Source organism: Bacteroidota bacterium, assembly GCA_008933805.1.
In the GTDB taxonomy this organism is placed as follows: domain Bacteria; phylum Bacteroidota; class Bacteroidia; order UBA8524; family UBA8524; genus SB11.
The window spans coordinates 21,330-41,836 of record WBUH01000025.1; the positions used below are offsets into that span (position 1 = coordinate 21,330).

At 41.7% G+C, this 20,507-nt stretch carries 13 protein-coding genes; 4 read left to right on the forward strand and 9 right to left on the reverse strand.

Going from position 1 to position 20,507, the window contains the following annotated elements; genetic code table 11:
• Positions 1 to 72 precede the first annotated feature (72 nt).
• Both F9K23_17960 and F9K23_17965 read left to right on the forward strand, forming a co-directional pair.
• Positions 73 to 4,344, forward strand: coding sequence for a PKD domain-containing protein (locus tag F9K23_17960; GenBank protein ID KAB2913112.1), 4,272 nt, complete (start codon positions 73 to 75; stop codon positions 4,342 to 4,344).
• 46 nt (positions 4,345 to 4,390) lie between these two features.
• Positions 4,391 to 5,080 (forward strand): uracil-DNA glycosylase, encoded by a 690-nt coding sequence (locus F9K23_17965; GenBank protein KAB2913113.1) that lies wholly within the window; start codon positions 4,391 to 4,393, stop codon positions 5,078 to 5,080.
• 256 nt (positions 5,081 to 5,336) lie between these two features.
• Here the strand turns inward: F9K23_17965 and F9K23_17970 are convergent, their stop codons facing one another.
• Complete coding sequence (locus F9K23_17970) at positions 5,337 to 7,121, reverse strand: hypothetical protein (protein KAB2913114.1); 1,785 nt, start codon at positions 7,119 to 7,121, stop codon at positions 5,337 to 5,339.
• A 196-nt stretch (positions 7,122 to 7,317) separates the two neighbouring features.
• On the opposite strand from F9K23_17970, the gene F9K23_17975 reads away from it, so the two are divergent.
• Positions 7,318 to 8,001, forward strand: a complete 684-nt coding sequence (locus tag F9K23_17975; protein KAB2913115.1) for an ATP-binding cassette domain-containing protein — start codon at positions 7,318 to 7,320, stop codon at positions 7,999 to 8,001.
• Here F9K23_17975 and F9K23_17980 read toward each other — a convergent pair.
• The 4 genes from F9K23_17980 to F9K23_17995 are packed head-to-tail and all read right to left on the reverse strand — an operon-like array spanning position 7,994 to position 13,162.
• Entirely contained in the window at positions 7,994 to 9,130 is a 1,137-nt protein-coding gene (locus tag F9K23_17980) for a glycosyltransferase (GenBank protein ID KAB2913116.1), read from the reverse strand. The genes F9K23_17975 and F9K23_17980 overlap by 8 nt on opposite strands.
• Positions 9,111 to 10,217, reverse strand: a complete 1,107-nt coding sequence (locus F9K23_17985) for a glycosyltransferase family 4 protein (GenBank protein ID KAB2913117.1) — start codon at positions 10,215 to 10,217, stop codon at positions 9,111 to 9,113. Before F9K23_17985 ends, F9K23_17980 begins: the two co-directional genes overlap by 20 nt.
• Positions 10,193 to 12,121, reverse strand: coding sequence for a RecQ family ATP-dependent DNA helicase (locus F9K23_17990; protein ID KAB2913118.1), 1,929 nt, complete (start codon positions 12,119 to 12,121; stop codon positions 10,193 to 10,195). The genes F9K23_17985 and F9K23_17990 overlap by 25 nt, the downstream gene beginning before the upstream one ends.
• Positions 12,122 to 12,130: 9 nt before the next feature.
• The gene (locus tag F9K23_17995; protein ID KAB2913119.1) at positions 12,131 to 13,162 is read right to left on the reverse strand and encodes an ATP-grasp domain-containing protein; all 1,032 of its coding nucleotides are present in this window, start codon (positions 13,160 to 13,162) and stop codon (positions 12,131 to 12,133) included.
• Between the two features lie 151 nt (positions 13,163 to 13,313).
• On the opposite strand from F9K23_17995, the gene F9K23_18000 reads away from it, so the two are divergent.
• Complete coding sequence (locus F9K23_18000; GenBank protein ID KAB2913120.1) at positions 13,314 to 17,771, forward strand: PKD domain-containing protein; 4,458 nt, start codon at positions 13,314 to 13,316, stop codon at positions 17,769 to 17,771.
• 7 nt (positions 17,772 to 17,778) lie between these two features.
• Here F9K23_18000 and F9K23_18005 read toward each other — a convergent pair whose 3' ends face one another.
• The 4 genes from F9K23_18005 to F9K23_18020 all read right to left on the reverse strand — a co-directional run.
• Positions 17,779 to 18,429, reverse strand: a complete 651-nt coding sequence (locus tag F9K23_18005) for an ABC transporter ATP-binding protein (GenBank protein ID KAB2913121.1) — start codon at positions 18,427 to 18,429, stop codon at positions 17,779 to 17,781.
• A 102-nt stretch (positions 18,430 to 18,531) separates the two neighbouring features.
• Positions 18,532 to 19,173 (reverse strand): lipoprotein signal peptidase, encoded by a 642-nt coding sequence (locus F9K23_18010; protein ID KAB2913122.1) that lies wholly within the window; start codon positions 19,171 to 19,173, stop codon positions 18,532 to 18,534.
• 22 nt (positions 19,174 to 19,195) lie between these two features.
• Positions 19,196 to 19,588 (reverse strand): TraR/DksA family transcriptional regulator, encoded by a 393-nt coding sequence (locus F9K23_18015; protein ID KAB2913123.1) that lies wholly within the window; start codon positions 19,586 to 19,588, stop codon positions 19,196 to 19,198.
• Between the two features lies 1 nt (position 19,589).
• On the reverse strand, positions 19,590 to 20,507 hold a 918-nt coding region (locus F9K23_18020), incomplete at its 5' end, for a class I tRNA ligase family protein (GenBank protein KAB2913124.1).

Genomic DNA, 20,507 nt, shown 5'->3' on the forward strand with positions numbered 1-20,507 from the left:
GTTCATTTTAAATTCTTAATCCCGTTACATCCAAGCAACTTTACGTCATAAAAATGTATCTTTGATTAAGTTATGCGCTTCGTAAACACAAAAAAGCTAATCTTTTCGCTAGGTATCAGTTTGGTATTTTGCTTTTCAGCATTTGCCGACCACGTGGTGGGGTCTGATATCTTATATAAATGCTTGGGTAACGGTAAGTTTGAAATCACTTTTAAGTTTTACCGTGATTGTAATGGTTGTAATGTTTCGGGCGGCGGTGGCGGCGGTACCGGACAAAACTGCCCCCATCCTGTGCTTAACATCACAGGAGCCAACGGAAGCTGCAACGGCCAATCGTTAGGTACGGTTAACATTACCCGTATTTCAATTACAGATATTACCCAATTGTGCGGTTCAGCTAAAAGTGCCTGCCAAAACGGTAGTTTCCCTTACGGTATCGAAGAACACTTATACAAGGGAGTTGTAGATTTATCAACGTTCATTGCGCAAGGCTGCTGTAAGTTCAAAATCTCAACCACTATTTACGTACGCTCAACCACCATCAGTACAGGAGCTGCCAACCAAGGCTTTTATACCGATGCCACTATTGATGCCTGTAACGGTATTTGTAACAACTCACCTGCTTATACCAGCTACCCTGTAGCAATTATATGCGTAGGTCAGGATTTTGTGTTTAACAACGGTGCTATTGATACACTAGATAACGGTGATTCTCTTTCATACGCATTAGCACCTGCGTACCAAGGCCCTTCAACTACTGTAAGCTATTCAGGTAGCTTTACTCCTACAAAACCGATGTCGTTCTTAGGTTTCCCCAATGCAAGCTTAACCTCACCCGCAGGTTTCAGGCTTGACTCTATTACGGGTGACCTTAGCTTTAGGCCTACCAAAGTGAACGAAACGGGGGTTATTGTAATTGAAGTAACGGAATGGCGGCGTATTAACGGTACTATGGTAGAAATAGGGCGAACGCGACGGGATATGCAGGTAATTGTAGTGAACTGCCCCAACAACAACATACCTGTTATCAAACCACCCTTTTCGGCCAAAGCCTGTGTAGGGCAGCAAATATGTTTAGACATTGTTACTACCGATGCGGATGTGAACCGTGATACGGTTGTAATTTCATGGAACAGGGGTATACCGCGTGCTACATTTACTCATAATAACAATACCGTTGCTTTTGCTTCGGGCAAGGTGTGTTGGACTCCTGCCGAAGCGGATGTAAGTAACGTGCCTTATACATTTACAATTACCGCCAGAGACAATGCCTGCCCGCTAAACGGGGTGGCTGTAAGGGCGTTTTCTATCACCGTACGTGAATCACCAAAAGCTACACGAAACTTTGTGAAACTCACTTGCGGAAGGGTTGCAATGGAAGCAACACCTGCAAAAAACTATGCCGGCGGCTTGATTTCAGAATGGAGGTTTAAAGATTCTACAGGTGCTACTTACTACACCAGTAGCAAAATGAAGGACACCATACAGATGAAGCCGGGTATGAACATTGCCACCATAAGTTTGAAAACAACTACACCCTGCGTAAATGCGTTTGCAGATACCATTTATATTGACCCTTATGTGCAAGTAGAACTGCCTAAAGACACATTTATTTGCGAAGGAGGTTCATTACCCATCCAATCAAAAACTACTTTGGGTTCGGCTCCTTATAAATACTTATGGAACACCGGAGATACCGTTACATCAATATCCCTTGTGCCCACTAAAGATACAGTGATACGTGTAAGTGTATCTGACGGACAAGGATGTACCAGTGGCGACTCGATGAAGATATTGTACCGCATGAAGCCTTTAATCCATTTGGATACCGGCTCACGCATTTGCTACAATGCCTTTGTTGAATTGGATGCCGGAAACGATACTTTCCCTGCCAATTACAAATACCGTTGGAATACAAACGATACTTCACGCAAAATTACCGTGAAGGATAGCAACACCTATATAGCTATAGTAAGAGACTCTATCGGCTGTACTGATACCGCCAGCTACAAACTTTTTGTCAATACCGTTCCTGTTACGGCAGGCCCTGATAAAGGCATTTGCTACAACGATACGTTAAGGCTAACAGCATCCGGTGCTGATATATACAAATGGTATAAATTACCCAGTACCACTCCGTTTTCAAGCAGTGGCACAATCCAAGAAATTATGACAACGCCTGAAACGTACAGGTTGAATGCTGTACGAATACATGGTGGGGTGAGTTGTGAAAATGAAGACACTGTTGCAATAACAATTAACCAACTCCCCGTCATTACATTTACTCCAATTAAAGACCGCTGCGAAAAAGCATCCCCCTTTAGCTTGGCCGAAGGATTGGCATTCCCAACTATTACCAATGGTATCTGGACTTGCGCTGAAGACCCTGATTGGATTGGCGGAGGTACTTATTTCTATCCTGATTCAATTGTTGTAGATAATACTCAGGCATTTAAAGTGCTTACGGTAAACTATGCTGTTACCGATCAAAACAACTGCAAGGCCAATAAATCAACTACGTTTAGAGTAATACGTCTGCCTGATGTTGTATTGAAAGACACCTCATTGTGCGGCGATAAAGGCAAGGTTGACTTAAAGAGCATTACCCTGCCTCCTACCACTACCACTCCCGGTACTTGGAAATGGTCAACAGCGACTTCAGGCGGCAGTGCTGGTATTGAAAATAACGGCCAAAATGCCTTATTTAATCTATTAACTGTACCACAAAACCAAACTTATGTAATGTGCCTTGAGCTAACCAACATATTTGGTTGTGTAAATACCAACTGCGGTAATATCAGCTCACGGGTTGTTCCTGTAGTTGATGCAGGTGCGCTTGCTCCTAAATGCGGTAACGATACAATTTTCAGCTTGAATGAAGCCTTTGCTTCACCAGCGGGTGGAATTTGGCAAAGTGCATCGGGTGGTATTGTTAATACCGATTGGTTTAATCCTACTTTGGTATTAGCCGATACTCACCGATTGACTTATACTTACGATATACCCGGTAACAATTGCCCCGCTACAGATTACTTAATTCTGAGAGTTAAACCTGTGCCAAGTGTCGGCCTTTCAGCAATACCCGGTATTTGCTCAAATGCAGGAATCGTTAACTTAATGACCTATGCCAACCCAACCGGTGGTGTTTGGAAAGGTACCGGCATTAACCCCAATGGTGATTTTATTGCCAGCCAACCGGCAGGTCAATACAGCTTAAGGTATGATTATACTTCAAGCGAAGGATGTAAGAACTTTATCACAGGCTCAATAAACGTTGATGCGGCTCCTACAATTGTTGTAACCCCTCCTAACGCAGCATGCGAAGGAAAACCTATTACAGTAAAAGCCAGCTATAAAAACAGCGCAGCAATGGGTTGGTCTTCAACAGGTGCAGGTTCATTTAGCCCTGCAACCGATACAGTTAGCATATACCAACCGGCCATGAGCGATAAGTGTATTGATGTTACAGCTTCAACCTTGCCCAATGGAGCTTGTCCTGCTGCTTCTCATACAATCAATGTTTGTTTCTACCCCACCCCTACTGCTAACATTATTGTTACCGATGCAAACGGGTGTGAACCACATACTGTAAGCTTTGAAGCCCAAACCGATTTACCCAACAATGCTAAATACGAATGGGATTTTGGTGACCCTTCAAGCCTTGACAATACTTCAACTAACACATTACCTTCTCATACGTTCCAAACCAACGGAACTTATACCATTAACCTAAAAGTTACTTCTGAACGTAATTGCTCTCAAAATGCAACTCCTGCGCAAGCCATTATTTACCCTGTGCCCGTTGCTGATATGGATGCAAACAATTGGGTTACTACTATAGTGCAAAACATTATTACGTTTACCGACCGCACTACCATTGATGCTCCGGATAATATCACAAGCTATTTGTGGAGTTTTGGTGACCCTGACAGTTCATTCTCTGACCAGAAAAACCCAACGTTTGAATATCCTACAGACTCAGGTAAATACTGGGTAAGCTTGAAAGTAGTGAGTAACCACGGTTGCGAAAGCCAAACAGGCCGTGAATTGGTAATACTACCGGATATTGTTGTGTTTATACCTAATGCATTTGCCCCTGATAAAGCCGGACGTATTGAAAACGAACGCTTCTGGATATCTGCTGACGGTGTTTCGGCATTCTCAATAACTGTCTTTAACCGTTGGGGAGAGGCAGTGTATGCATCTACCGATATTACCGAAGGTTGGGATGGTAACTTCAAAGAGTTCCCCGTTCAACAAGATGTGTATTTTTATGTGGTAAAAATCACAGGCTTCAATGGGGTTGATTACGATTATAAAGGTACAGTAACACTATTGCGTTAATGCGCATTTTTTCATGTGCAGGTTTTATATTTGATAAAACTTTTACATGACTTCTGCTGAGAAAACAATTCAGCTTGACGAAAGCTGGCTGCAATACTTACAACCTGAGTTTGAAGCTCCTTACTTTAAGGCATTAAGGGCATTTTTGCTTGATGAAAAAGCAAAGTATGCCATCTATCCTCCGGGCGGATTAATATTTAATGCGCTAAACCTTACCCCTTTTGATAAAGTAAAAGTTGTATTAATAGGCCAAGACCCTTATCACGGTGCTGGGCAAGCACATGGTTTGTGCTTTTCAGTGCAAGACGGAATACGTCAGCCCCCTTCGTTGGTTAATATATTTAAAGAGATTGCAAGTGATATTGGTGAGCCAATGTCTGCCACTAAAGGCAACCTTGAAAGCTGGGCCAAGCAAGGTGTATTGCTTTTAAACGCTACATTAACCGTGCGGGCAAACACAGCAGGTTCACATCAAGGCAAGGGTTGGGAAACCTTTACCGATAAAATAATAAAAACGGTATCTAACAACCACAGTGGTTTGGTATTTATACTTTGGGGACGATTTGCCCAAAACAAAGAAAGTCTTATTGATGGAAGCAAGCATCTGATACTGAAAGCCGCGCACCCATCACCATTCTCTGCATACAATGGATTTTTCGGTTGCAAGCACTTCTCTAAAACTAATCAATACCTTCAACAACAAGGCAAAGAGCCTATCGATTGGGTGATACGTTAACAGAAGCTTTTCATTAGGCTTACAGTTGTGCTTCTATAGTCTTACGAAGCTGATAACTCTATTGCCTTAACGCAAAGATGCTAAAGGCTAATGCTTGATTATAGAAATCAACGATCAATAGTTTCTATCAAACGAGGAATGCTAAGGCTTCATTAGCTACAGAGTTATTGACTACACAGTGATTTTTAGTGTTCACTTTACCCCATAAAAAAAGCCCCTAAAAAGGGGCTTTATATTTTTCCGCTACTAAAGCAGGTTATCGCAACAGGTTGTCAAATTCTGATTTGCCTTTGAAATCACGGAACTCTAAATCATCTTTAGCTTTTGATTTCAATTTGCCGTCCATTTGGATAGCGCGGGCAAGGTTGGTAGCAACACCGTCTAATTTACCTTTACGAGCTGAAGTAACAGCCATTAGGTAATAAGTATCAGCGTCTTTTTTCTCAGCAGGGATACAGTTGAAAGTTTTCTCAGCATTGTCATAATCACCTTTCAACAAGTAAGCAAGAGCTACGTTGTAACGGCAAGTAGTGTTTTTGAAGCTTTCAGATGCGTTGGTATATTTACCCATACGAGTATAAAGAACACCTAGGTTGTAGTCAGGGTTTACGTTGCGGTCCATTTTAGACTTAGCAGCGCGGTATTTCTCTTCTGACTCGGTGTATTGTTTTTGCATTTTGTAAGCAACACCCATGTTGTTTAATACATAAGCATTGTTTGCAGAAAGCTCATCAGCTTTCTTAAGGTTTTTCATACCGTCTTCAACTTCACCGGCTTGCAAGTTAGCAACCGCTAGGTTGTTGTAACCTCTCCAGTCGTTGCTGTATTTGCTTACATAGTAACCGTAGATGCGTTTGCGGTCGTTAACATTGTTAACAATTTTACCCAACTGCATTACTTCATCTTGGTTAAGGTTATCCAGTGAGTTAGCTTGTGCTTTAAGATCTTCGTCGGTTTTCAAACCACCTTTAGCAGTAAAGGTAATTTCAGTACGGCGAAGTTTTGGAAGCAACACGTTTTTCATTTTTTCGTATGAAGCAGCGTGCTTGCTTTTTATCTGAGCTTCTTTATCATCATCAGTAAGGCTATTGTTATTCATAATAGCCAAGATTGCATCTTTATCAGACAAGTCTGAAGCTTGCACTAATGATTTCCAGCCTTTCCAGTCTTCTTTGAAGTGGTTAGCAGCTTTAAAGTTGCTGTCAAACATTTCATAGCGACCTAGTTTTTTAAGGTATTGTTTGAACCAAGTAACAGTAGCTTCTGAACGATCGCTAGAAAGCTCTTCGTTACGATCCATTTCGCCATCAGGAGAAGCGAAAGAGTTAAAGTTAAGACCTGTGATTTCAAACGTTGGATCTTTTAGCAAAGTGCTAAGAGATGCTATTTGTACATCGTTATCAACGCCTGAGTTTTTATCTTTAAACTTAGGATTGAAAGTAGCATTGTTTATTAGGTAATAAACGGTAATGCTTTGAGTTTTATCAACCGGTACATATTCATCAACTGACAACAAAACGTCTTCATCAGCCTTCAACATACGTGAAGTAGTGATGATACCGTCAGCCAACAGTCTTTGATCTTCAATTATGATACATTGGTCAAGTTCTTTTTCATCACCTGCAATCATGAAGGTTTCAGCTGCAACCAGTTTAGATTTGCTCATTTTGTCGTTATAAGCAAACTTATCTTCAAACTTAACAGTACCACCGGTTTTAGAGTCAATTACTAGTTTTCCTTTTCCGGGAGCTTCTTCTCCTTTAATTGTAACAGGAGGACGTGAAACTGTATCGTTACTGTATTGCAAAATAGGCTCAATCTTCACAGATGCCTTTTTGTGAAATTTCTTAGCTGGAACAGTAACAGACACTTCGTATGCTACTGAGTCGCCGTGCAATTCCAATACTTTAGGGGTAGCCTCTGTTTTAACATTTTCTTGGTAGTCTTTCGCTGCCTTCTTAATGTTCGTACAAGCCGCAACAGATATAACTGCTACTACTGCTACCGGTAAATTTACCTTCTTAATGCTGAATAATTTCATAGGTTTTATTAACGTTTGTAACGTTGCACAAGTTCTAATCTCTGCAAATGTATATATTTTATCTTTAATCGACCCAAATTTTTTAAAGAAACGTGTAAAGTATTTATTAAGATTTTAACGCCAGCAGGCCATCAGAGCCCTATTCTGTTTTTAAATACAGTTATTTTCTTTTCGAAAATCAGTATTATTGCACTGTATGGAAGCCACAAAGGTAGTTAGTATTAGTAACGCAAATATTTTCCAGCATAATAACAGCTTGGTTTTACATGAGTTGAACCTTGAAGTTGATGCCGGAGAGTTTGTATACCTTATAGGAAAAACCGGCAGTGGTAAATCGAGTTTATTAAAAACATTGTATGCAGACTTACCTTTAAAGGAGGGTAGCATTACTGTTGCAGGGATTGACCTTGATAATATCTCGCGCAAAAAAGTTTCACAGCTACGACGCAAATTGGGTATTGTTTTTCAAGATTTCCAATTGTTATATGACCGTACTGTGTTTGATAACCTTGATTTTGTGCTACGCTCTACGGGGTGGAATGAAATTGACAGACGTAAAAACCGTGTTGCCGAAGTATTGAAACAAGTAGGTTTGGCAACAAAAGAGCATAAAATGCCTCACGAACTTAGTGGTGGTGAGCAACAACGGGTAGTTATTGCGCGTGCGTTATTAAATAACCCAGAGTTGATTATTGCCGATGAGCCTACGGGAAATCTTGACCCTGAAGTGGCGGATGATATTATGGCGGTATTAAAGCAAATTAATGCTGAGGGCACTGCTGTTATTATGGCTACACACGATTACAGACTGATTAATAAATTTTACGGTAAGGTGTATCGCTGTGAAGGAGGTAAAGTGTTTGCCTCAACGATTAGCTAATCGTGCTTACTTCTTCGAGCACGTTTTCCAGTATTTTTACATTTTGAGTATTTGAAAACCCTTGCTGTAACAACTCATTACGGGCTTCAATATCACTTTTGGTGAATTCTTTATCCCAAAGCTTCTTTATCAGTTTTATAAAATCAGCAGGTTTATTTGCTACATGGCACAATTCTTCGAGGCCTGTATTTTTAACCATTTTGTCGTTTACCACACAATGCCTGCCTACAAATAAACTGTTAATCAGTTTTAACTTTATACCTGTGCTTTGAAAAGTAGGCAACACATTTACCTGCGCATTTTTTATCAGCGATAGTATTTGCGAAGAACTTGCTTTATCGTTTAATGTGATATTGGGGTGATTTAATATCTCTTTTTTTAACTCTAAGGAAGGGTTATTTCCGGCAATAATAACAGGATACTCAAGCCCTGAAAACACGTTCTTTATCAGGAACATTGCTGCCTCTTCGTTTTCACCAACCCCCAAATTACCGTGATACAGCAAATAGTTTCCCTTACCGGTTTTTGATACAACATCACGGTTGGGGTGGAAAGCCGGCAAATACATCACCCGCTTAAAGTGTTTTGAAAAGTATTTGTGGTCGTTGGGCGAAATGGCCGCAATAACATCGGCGTGTTTCAGTGATGCTTCAAACTTCTTGAGACGCTCGCTTTCTAACCTGAAAAAGTATTTCTTGAAAAAATTATCCTCTACCAATTCAAGGTTTTTGTAATAATCATGCTCAATATTATGGGTGCGCACAATTTTTAACCTTTGGGCAAGGCTTTCGTGGGTAAGGTAATAGCAACAGTGTAAGCCCTCAAACAAAATCGGGAAATCGTTTTTGTTTAGGTTCTCAATCATCGCCGTTGAGTTACGGGTGGCAACTATATAGGGTAGTTTCCCATAAAACGGGTTACGGAAAGTACGTCTTGGGTAGTAGGTAACTGTTTTGCAAATTTTCTTTAAGTCAGCCGCCATACTGCGACCATATTGGTAGCAGTGCAGGTGTATCTGAATACCTGCCGCGTGCATAGCCTCCAGTTTGTAGTATATGTCCACAACACCGCCGTAGTTTGGCGGGCTTGGAACATCAAACGCTATTACATTAATCTCTTTCCCCAACATTATTATAAAAAGCTACCAACTTTTGTTGTTCAATTTCCCAGCACAATTCTGTTTTGGCGTGTATACAGTTTTGTATTAACGTATTATGAAGACTATTATTTTTACTCAATAGTTCTACTTGCTCTGCCACAGATTGTGGGTTAGCATCGGCAAAAACCATTATATTATAAACCTCATTCATCCGTATATACTCAGGAAATTTATTGGCCACAGTGGGTAGTTGTGCGTGTATATGGTCAAAAAATTTATTATTCAGCGAATAAAAGTAACTTAAACCTGCATTCTCTGAAATATTGAGGCCAATATATGCTTTTGCAGTAATTTGATGCAAGTTTTCAGGCTCAACACGGCCAAAAAACCTCACCCTGTTTTCCACGTTCTTATCTTTTGCCCTCTGTCTCAGCTCTTGACTCAAATCCCCCTCTCCTACTAACCACAGTTCAAACCCGGGCAACAACTCCATCATATCAATGTAGTGTTCTATACCTCTGGCTTTATTAAGCGCACCTTGGTACAACAATACATTCTCAAGTCTTTCAATGTTTGAAAACTCTTTGGTGAGCGGAGCATTCATTATCACCTCGAACTTCACTTTGTACTTTTTCTCAAACTCTTCGGCCAACATAGGACCCACGGTATAGCAGTATTTTAGCTTGGGAATAAACGTATTTGCCACCCACTCCCAAACCTTTTTAGTAGCTTGGCGGGTAATCACCTCGGGCACTTCGGTAAAATACTCGTGGGCATCGTACACAATCGGTTTGCCTTTTAGTTTGGCATTGATGAAACACGGTACAAGGGTATCTAAATCCACCGCGCTTACTATGTCGAACCGCTTAAACAATAGATAAAACAGTAGGCGGAGGTTATATTCGATGTAAAAGAGTTTCCCTTTGGTAAAATAACACCACAAGCGGGTTTGCTCATAGGGTTGCGGCTTAACGGGAAGTGAATCAGGTAACTTACGGCCTATTAATTGCACCTTATACCCTGCGGCTGCCAATGCACTGCAAATGCGGTACATACGCTGGTCGTAGGTTAGGTCGTTAATAACCGTAAAAATTATTTTCCGTTCAGGTGTACCCATCCGTCTTTAATCGTCAATAGGCCGCTTTCGGCCATTTTCCGCAAGGCATCCGTTAACTGTGTTTGGTGTTGTATTCCGGTTGCCGAAGCAAACGCTGTTAACTGCACAGGCCCTTGTGTTAATACGTTTTCAATAATAGTGCGATATTCTTCAAATTCGTTACTGCTGGTTATTTTTTTGCGGGTTTCAATGCACACATCGCACTTGCCGCAATCAGCAGAGGTATGCTCTCCAAAATATTCCAGCAACTTACGTTGTCTGCATTTTTGGGTTTGGGCGCAATAGTTTATTACCGCTTGTAACTTTTGTTTTAGAAGCGTTGCCCGTTGTTCAATAGATTTCCCGTCAATCAACTCCCCGCCCCTCGGATAGTTTAGCACCAGTTGAGGCAACTCTTTCTGCGGCCGATAATCTATAATCCCGTTTTGCTGTAAACGCGCCAACCCTTTCACCACTTCGTCGCGCTTTAAGTTCACCCGTCGGGCTAATTCAGACTCGTTTATGGGTACGTAATTCTCAAAAGCACCTCCGTATGAGCGAAGAATCACTTTTACAAACTCCGTCATCACAGGGTATTTAATCTGGTACTCGTACAAGGTGTAATTATCTACCAAAAATTTAATCTTGGGCGGTACATATATATTCTCGGTAAACGACACTATCCCTTGCTGTTCAAGTACTTTTATGGTATTGTAAACGTGGGTGGCCTGTGTATTGTATTTAGTAGCAAATGCCTGTAAATCGAAATCATGGCTTACGCCATCACCACTACCGTCGGCAATATTCAGGTAGTTGTGCATCAGCTTTAGTACCTTTTTAGCGTCTTCGGCACTTACCCGTTGTTGCTCGTATTTCTCAACGGCCTCTACTCCATCCGCAGGACTGTATAACAGGGCGCAATAAGCCTTCTGTCCGTCACGGCCTGCACGGCCGGCCTCCTGAAAGTAATTCTCTAAGGTATCGGGTACATCCATGTGTACCACAAAACGCACATCGGGTTTGTCAATTCCCATCCCAAAAGCATTGGTAGCCACAATTACCCGTGTAGTATTGTTGGTCCACTCGGCTTGGCGTTTATCACGGTCAGCATGGCTTAAACCCGCGTGGTAATATGTTGCACTTATTTTATTTTGGGTGATGAACTTGGCAATCTGCTGGGTTTGGTAGCGGCTGCGCACATACACAATGCCACTGCCCGCTGTTTTTTGGATGATGGACAGCAACCGCTGCATTTTGTTTTCTTCATCCAATACTAAATAATGCAGGTTATCTCGCCCAAACCCTGATTGAAATACATTGGGCGCAGCAAACTTTAGTTGCAGTTGTATATCGTCTACCACATCGGGGGTGGCAGTGGCTGTAACGGCGATAACCGGCACATGGGGAAAGTGTGCCCGCAACTCCCCTATTTTTAAATATTCGGGTCTGAAATCATACCCCCATTGCGAAATACAATGCGCCTCATCCACCGCTATCAGTTTCACGGGCATTTGTATGGCACGGGCTATAAATAAATCAGTTTGTAACCTTTCGGGCGATACGTATAGAAATCGGTATTTGCCAAAAATGCAGTTATCCAGTTCAATGTCCATCTCCCGAAACGACATTCCTGAATGTATAGCTGTGGCTGGTATATCGCGTTGAAGGAGGTTTTCTACTTGGTCCTTCATCAGTGCCACCAATGGTGAAACGATAATGGTTAGCCCGTCTAAAGCTAAACCCGGAACCTGAAAACAAACGGATTTACCGCCGCCCGTAGGCAGCAGTGCCAATGTATCATTGCTTGCAAGTACTGAACGGATGATTTCTTCCTGTTGGGGTCTAAAAGTATCATACCCCCAGTATTGCTTTAATATGTCGTGTATATCGGGTTTCAGAACAGAAAGTGGCTTGCCTGATAGCAAATTTAGGGTTTAATGGAATACCTCTGTCCAATGGCGGGTAAATTGTGTGCCCCATTTCACTTCTATTGCATCGGGGTTAATGGTTTCACCTGTTTCTTGTTTCACAGCAAGTAAAGGTAAATTCACACCTGCTCCTAACAACGCCACCGTAGTACCTTGTACGCGGGGGTTTATCTCAAGTATTTTGAAGGTGCCGTCAACGGCCCGCTTCACTTGTACCCCAATAGGGCCGTGCAGCTGGCAGCACTCTATTATTTGCTCGCAGTAGTTTATTATTTCAGCGTTGTTCTCTATCACACCTGCTACGCTAATGCCCTGCACCATTTTTTTGCGCAACCTCGGAATAGCCAACAGGCAGTTACCGTTGTTTGCCAAACAATCAATGGTGTATTCTTCGCCGGGCAGATACTCGCTAACCAACAACGGCGGGAACGGACGGCTGCTCAATATTTCGATAGCCTTATCCAGTTTTATGTACTCACTGGTGGGCTTGTAATTAAACAGCAAATCAAACTCGTCTTTGGTATCGTCAATCACCCTAAACCCACGCATACCATTTGATACGCAAGGTTTAAAACATACTGTTTTGTCGGGATAGCCCAGTTGAGTAACGGCTTGCTTCAACTCTTCAACAGTAGTAGCAATGCTAAACTGCGGGGTGAGTATTCCTGCGGCTTGCAATTGGGTGTACAGCTTGCCTTTATCATTTGCAATGCTTAATTGTTCATAAGCCGAAACGATAACCTTAATCCCCTTTTGCGCAAATGCTTGCTTATGCTCGCTAAATGCAAAAAGTTCACGGGTTACCAAAGGCAATATCACATTGATGTTGTGTTTTTGGCACAAGTTTTCAATGGCACTAATAAAAGTATCGTCGGTGGCTTTGGGTATCAGTTCAAAAACAGGATTGAGGTATCTGCCCACAGAATCAGGACTGGCATCGGCAACCACCACCTCAATTGTGCTATCCTGCTGCAAGCATTTTAAAATACCTGCTGCACCGGGAGCCCCTCCGCCTGTCATTAATACCTTTTGCTTCATTCGTCCCAAAATTACTTCAAAACAATATAACTACAATACCACGCAGCAATGCGTAGAAATACTTACTCCCACTTTTGTCTAAAAACACAACAACATCTTCATACCCCCACCACAAAGTAATATCTTTGATATTATTTAACAGATTCATTGCGTGAACATTAAGAGTATAGCGTGTTTTTTACTGGGGTTGTTTGCAGTTTTATACAGCAAATCACAAACCTGTGAATGGCTTACAGTTGAAACTGCTGCGCACAACAAAGGACTATATGTTACTGCAATAACAACCGATAATACTAATAACGCCATCATAGGTGGTCGTGCCATTGATTCAATTACTATCAGTACCTATACCTTAAAACAGGGTAATTTCTTCATTATAAAGTATGATGCACAAGGAAGCTTAAAATGGGTTGCTACACCTAAAATGATAGCGGCATACTCTTGCGTTTTTGATGTAGCTACCGATAACAACAAAAACATTTACGCTACGGGCTTATTTACAGGTACTGTTGATTTTGGCAACACTGTGACAATCAGTTCGGGGTATAATAGTTCCTTTATAGCAAAATATGACAGTAACGGCATTATTCAGTGGGCCAAATCCTCTGGAGGTATCCTTCACCAAAACACACGTGTTACCACAGATGCAAACGGAAATGTACTCTTGGGATTTAGTTTTAACAATGCATTTACTATGGGTGGGTCGTCGGTGCAACTTGTTTCAAACGGAGGTAGTGATATCGCCCTACTTAAATACTCTAACTCGGGCACATTTGTATCCGGCACTAGCATAGGAGGTTATAACAATGATGATTTTGTTAGCATTGGTACGGATAATACCAACGCAGTATATGCTTTTGGCTTTTCTTCAGGCACCTTCGATTTTGGCCAACAAAACCTCACTGATTCCGGCTATGTATTGCTAAAGCTTAATCCCTCTTTAATTCCTGTAAATGGAAAGAAGACCGACATAAACGACAAGTTTTTATTCTATCACGGCGACATGGCGGTGAAAGGTGATGGCAATTTAGTAGTTACTCACTTTGTGTACGACTCAGTGAATTATGGTAACGGTATATATCTGCGCTCACCTTGGCGATACTCTCAACCCTCAGCTACAACAGGCATTATCTATTATGATTCGACATTGACTGCAAAGTGGGCCCGGAAAAATGATACTGTAGCATCAAACGGAATGCATGCTCTCCCAATAACTGTTACCATAAAAAACAATAATATTTATTTGGGAGGGACTATGAGTGGAATATCCCGTTTTGGAAGTACCGTTCTATCTAATACAGGAACTTCCTATCAGTTTTTCATTTCAAAAATTGATGCTTTGGGAAACTTTCTTTGGTCTACCATTAACGACGATACCACTGCCACTAGCCAACTTGCTGATGTATCAGTAGATAATGAAGGAGATGTGCTTATTACCGGTAATTTTTATAAAAGCATTAAGGTGTTTAATAAGCTGAAAAACGGCTTGGCTTCAAACGCAAATATGCCAATGCCCGACTTGTTTACCGCTAAAATATTCGACTTTTCTATTAACCGAGGTTTTGTTAGTGCAGGTCCGTATTGTGCGGGGGATTCAATAAAAATACCCTTTGTAAAAAGAGGATATTTTAACACAGGTAACCAGTTTATTGCTGAATTGAGTGATAGTGCAGGAAACTTTGAGGGTGCTGAAATAGAGTTAGGAAGGCTTACAAGTACTGAAAGCGGAACGGTAAACGGCAGAGTACCGCTGTTTAATGTAGCTACCACCAACAAATACCGAATACGGATAATAAGTACCAACCCTGTTGTACAAAGCTATTACCGCTTTGATAGCTTACGATTACTAATATATAGTAAAGATACCGCCAATGCCGGTTCTGATACGACTCTTTGTAGCGGGCAAAACATCAGATTGGGAACAACGGGAGGAAGCAAATGGCATTGGAGCCCGACTTCAGCGCTACTAAACCCTGCCGATAGTGCTAAAAGACAACTTGTAGTAAAGCCCGCCCAATCTACTCAATACCGCATCATTATTAGTGATAGCAGCGGTTGCGGAGCTACCGATACGGATTACGTTATGGTTAATGTACGTCCATACATTAACACCCAAATAACGGGTGATAGTACTGTATGCAAAGGATTTGCCCAATACCTGCGTGTTGTTGCTACCGGAGGTAATGAAAGTAAATACTGGTATCGCTGGAAAACAGTGGGTTCGGGTACCACGTTATCGGCCAAAGATTCTGTTTTTGTTGCCCCACACTCAACTACTACTTACATGGCAATTGTGGGAGACAGTTGCGGTGATAAAATAGACACCTCCTATTTTACGCTGTATGTAAATACAGTATTAACCGCTGTTACAAGTCCTGACACGGTTATATGTAAGGGTAAAAGCAGTACTTTGAGAGTAGCCGGCATCGGTTGCGATTCGCAATACTACAAATATGAATGGTACAAGACCGGAAGCCCTACTATGATAGGTAATACCGATACAATAACGGTAGCTCCGCAAACTACAACTACCTTCACAGTGATATTGAGCGATACGCGCTCCCTATTACGCGACACTGCTGAAATAAAAGTTAGTGTTGACAATATTTTTGATGTAGGTGTATCTCCCGACACGGTTATTTGTCATGGGCAAACCCTGAGTTTAGAGGCCTTTGTAAGTAGTTGCGACACATCGCAAATGGAATATGTTTGGGACAATGGTTTGGGAAAAGGTTCCAGCAAAACTATTACTCCCCTATCCTCTACCACATATATGGTAATTGGCACTAATAAATTTAACGGGTTAAGCGATACTGCTAAAGTTATTGTTACGGTTACTCCCCCTTTAAAAATTAGTGTGAACGCTGATACAGCCATTTGTTTTGGAGAAAACGCACAACTGTATGCTACTGCATCGGGAGGTATCTCCTCTGCTTATAAAATATTGTGGACGGCAGATAATACCCCGTGGACAAGTAACAGTTTTACGGAAACGATTACCCCAAAAACTACTACCACATATAAAGCTGTATTAAGCGACGGTTGTTCGGCTAATAATGATAGTGCCGCAATAACAGTAACGGTTCGCCCTGCGTTAGACATAACAGTAAATGCTGACACTACAATTTGTGTAGGGCAAAGTGCCGAACTAAGAGCAATTGCTAAAGGTGGAAATGTAACGAGTTATAAAATACATTGGTATGAAACAAGCGGCTCTTGGACTTCAACAACTTATAATAATATTGTTTCTCCCAAAGTAACTACTGCATATAAAGCTGTGTTGGCTGACAACTGCACAACGCCTGATGACACTGCTACAATTACAGTAACCGTACGGTTACCTCTTTCAGTTATAACAGCTAAGGATACTACTGTTTGTTTTGGCGAAACAGTTAAACTAAAAGCTATGGCAGCAGGCGGTAATCAACCAACATATCAATTCCAATGGTTTGACACAGCAGTCGGGCTAATTTCAGGCTCCGATACCATATCAGTATACCCAACAGCAACAACACGGTACAAAGCTGTTATTTCCGACGGTTGCACCACTCCCAATGACAGCACGTCTGTAACTATTACTGTTCGCCCTAAACTTTCTCTAAGCATCATAGCTAAAGACAGTATTTGCTCTAACCAAACAGTTTTGCTTACTGCTGCAGTTTCGGGCGGTAATATTGCTGCTCGCACACTATTATGGCTTGCTGATAACAGTTCTTGGAATTCTTCCCAAACTCAAACTACTGATACCCCAAAAGTAACAACTACCTATACAGCCAAAGTGACTGATAATTGTAGCCCTGCTGTTTCAGTATCAAAACAGATTATCGTTCTCCCGGCACCTAAGGCTGATTTCGATTTCTCACCGGCGCAAGGTTGCCCTCCTTTGAATGTTGTTTTTGCAGACCGTTCAACCAATACCGATACCATACAAAACATTTGGAAAGTTGAGTTAACCGAAACCACGGGTGTTGGAAACTTCGCCCGCACTTTTATTAAACAAGGAGTGTATTCAGCACGCTTGACGGTGAGTAATACTTTGGGCTGCACTGACTTTTTACAAAAAAACAACAGCATTACAGTATTTGAAAAACCTAATGCTTTGTTCACCGTAAAACCGGACATTACAGAAGTTGAGGAACCTGTATTGTTGTTTAATCATAGTCAAAATGCCGTTGCTTATAACTGGAGCTTTGGAGACGGAACAACCCTTTTTAAGATTAACAGAGAGGATATAATACATACCTATAAAGATTCGGGTACTTTTATTGTTAGCTTAATTGCAGAGAATGATAAAGGCTGCAAGGATACTCTTAGCAAGCAAATTAAACTGTTTGATAAGATTAATTGTACTATTCCCAGCGGCTTTACACCTAACAACGGCGATTACCTAAATGATTATTTTGCCCCGGTTTGTGTTGGAGTAAAAGATTATACACTTACCATATTTAACCGTTGGGGGCAAGTAGTACTACAATGTGAAAATTGCGCGTGGGACGGCACTTATGACGGGCAACCCGTGCCTGAGGGTGTTTATATGTATTTGCTGCAATCCGAGGCCTACAGCCGCTTGAAATCATCGGTATACGGCACTATTAATGTTGTGCGCTAACTCCGGCTTAAACAATCAAACCATCACTCATTACCAGCTTGCGGTCGGTTCTGTCTGCTAAGGCTTCGTTGTGGGTTACAATTACAAAGGTTTGCCCGAATTTATCCCGCAAATCAAAAAACAACTGGTGCAACTCGCCTGCTGATTTTGAATCCAAGTTACCCGAAGGTTCATCGGCCATTACCACATCGGGATTGTTTACCAACGCTCTTGCTACGGCTACGCGTTGCTGCTCGCCCCCCGAAAGTGCAGATGGTTTGTGGTTGGCGCGTTCCTTCAAGCCTAAAAAGTCAAGTAATTCCAAAGCGCGTTTTTCAGCTTCGGCTTTACCGGTGCCTGCAATAAAGGCCGGAATGCAAATATTCTCCAGTGCCGTAAACTCAGGCAATAAATGGTGAAACTGGAATACAAAACCCAAGTGTTTGTTGCGAAATTTGGCCAACTCTTTACCACGCAGTTTGTTTACTTGTATGCCGTTCACAGTCATGCTGCCTTCGTCGGCATTATCAAGGGTGCCCAAAATTTGAAGCAGTGTGCTTTTGCCTGCGCCTGAGGCACCAACAATGCTCACAATCTCTCCTTTTTTAATTTCGAGGTTCACGCCTTTTAATACGTGCAGCTTGCCATACGATTTGTGTAAGTTTTGCGCGGTAATCATTTAAGCGCGAAGATAGGATACTGCATGAAAGTTTCACCACTTTGTGGCTCTTTTCAGTATTTGGTGTAATGATACCACCACACCCATACAATAAAGTTATGCTTAGGCTACCGCCTCATCGTTTGAAGGTGGCTGAATAATCTCAGCTGTTTCTTCTTTTTTGAAATAGCGGCGTTGGAATATAAAAATAGCTATTACCCCCGCACTGATAGATGCATCAGCAAGGTTAAACACAGGGCGGAAAAAAATAAACTCTTCACCGGGGTTAAAAGGAGACCACTCGGGGTAATGAGTTTCGATAACGGGGAAGTACAACATATCAACCACCTGACCATGGAACCAACCACCGTGGTAACGGTTAATTTCTTCAAAAAATACACCGTAAAAAACGCTGTCGATAATGTTTCCCACTGCTCCGGCAAGTATTAGGGCTAGGCAAAGTAAAAAGCCCCTGTGACCGCCGTTTTTGTATTGATGGATAATGTAATAAATAATGCCCCCTACTGCCACAATGCGGAACAATGTAAGGATAAGTTTGCCGTGCTGACCGCCAAAACCAATCCCGAAGGCCATTCCGTTGTTTTCAGTAAAATGTAGGATAAACCAGTTGCCTGCCAAGTGTTTTTCTTCGCCGAAGGCAAAATTGGTTTTTACCCAATATTTAAGGCTTTGGTCGGCAATTAAAACCAATAGGACAGTAACCACAAGCCACAATGGCTTGATACGCTTAAGAGTTTCGGACATTATTAAAATTTATTGACAATACTTATTTATACTGACCGCTTTTAGCTTCCATGCTCATTGTAGTATGGGGCACAGCGCGTAACCTTTCTTTGGCAATCAGCTTACCTGTAACTTTGCAAATACCGTAAGTTTTGTTTTCGATACGAATAATAGCTGCTTCAAGGTTATCAATAAACTTGCGCTGGCGAGCTGCCAATTGGCTCAAATTTTCTTTTGAGTGTGTAGCTGAACCGTCTTCCAACGTTTTATAGGCATTGTTTGTATCATCAATACCATGGTCGTTTGAGTTTGAAATTTCTTCCTGCAACGCTCCCAGCTCTTCGCGGGCAATGGTAAGTTTTTTGTTTATTAGTTCTCTAAACTCCTGTAATTCAGAATCACTGTAACGTGTTTTTTCTTTCTCGTTATTTTCCATTTTAATTGTTGGTTTGTACTTTGCTTATAGTAACGTAAATATCTATCTCGTTAATATCAATGGTCTTCCCATCGTTTATAGTTGGAACAAGTTGCAAATCCTGAGCCAATATTTCGGCGCAAATATAATTTTTGTACTCAATTATCGCAGGCCCCACTTGTGGATGTTCCTGCACAGCAACGTGTATTTTGTCTGTAACCTCAAATCCAGCCTCTTTTCTAAGGTTTTGCATCCTGTTGATAAATTCACGGGCAATACCTTCTTTCAGCAATTCGTCGCTCACATTTACATCCAATGCCACCGTAAGACTGCCGTTAACAGCTACTTGCCATCCGGGCACATCTTCCGATATTATTTCGGCATCTGCTAACAAGAGACGGAAATTCTCGTTGCCAAGTTGTAAATCTATACCGCCTTCGTTTTCAAGGGTACGTATTTCATCCTGGGTAAGTCCTGCCACTTTGCCAGCCAGCACTTTCATGTTCTGACCTAATTTAGCCCCTAAGGTTTTAAAATTAGGTTTCACTTTTTTTACCAGCTTCAACGTATCGTCGGTAAGGTATTCCAACTCCTTCACGTTCACTTCTGAAAGTATCAGGTCTTTCACGTGTTGCAAGTTTTCGGCAAAGGTATTGTTGCTCACCGGTACCAGTATTTTTTGCAACGGCTGACGCACCTTAATGTTCACTTTTTTGCGAAGTGATAATACCATCGACGATATATCCTGCGCCAATTGCATTTGGGCTTCAAGGGTTTTATCAATCGCTTTGGTATTAACGGCCGGGAAATCGCTTAAGTGTACCGATTGGCTGGTTTCTTTTTTGCTAACGCTATTCAAGTCTCTAAACAACCTATCGGCGTAAAAGGGTGCAAAGCTTGCCATCAGTTTGGTAACTGTGTTAAGACAAGTGTATAAGGT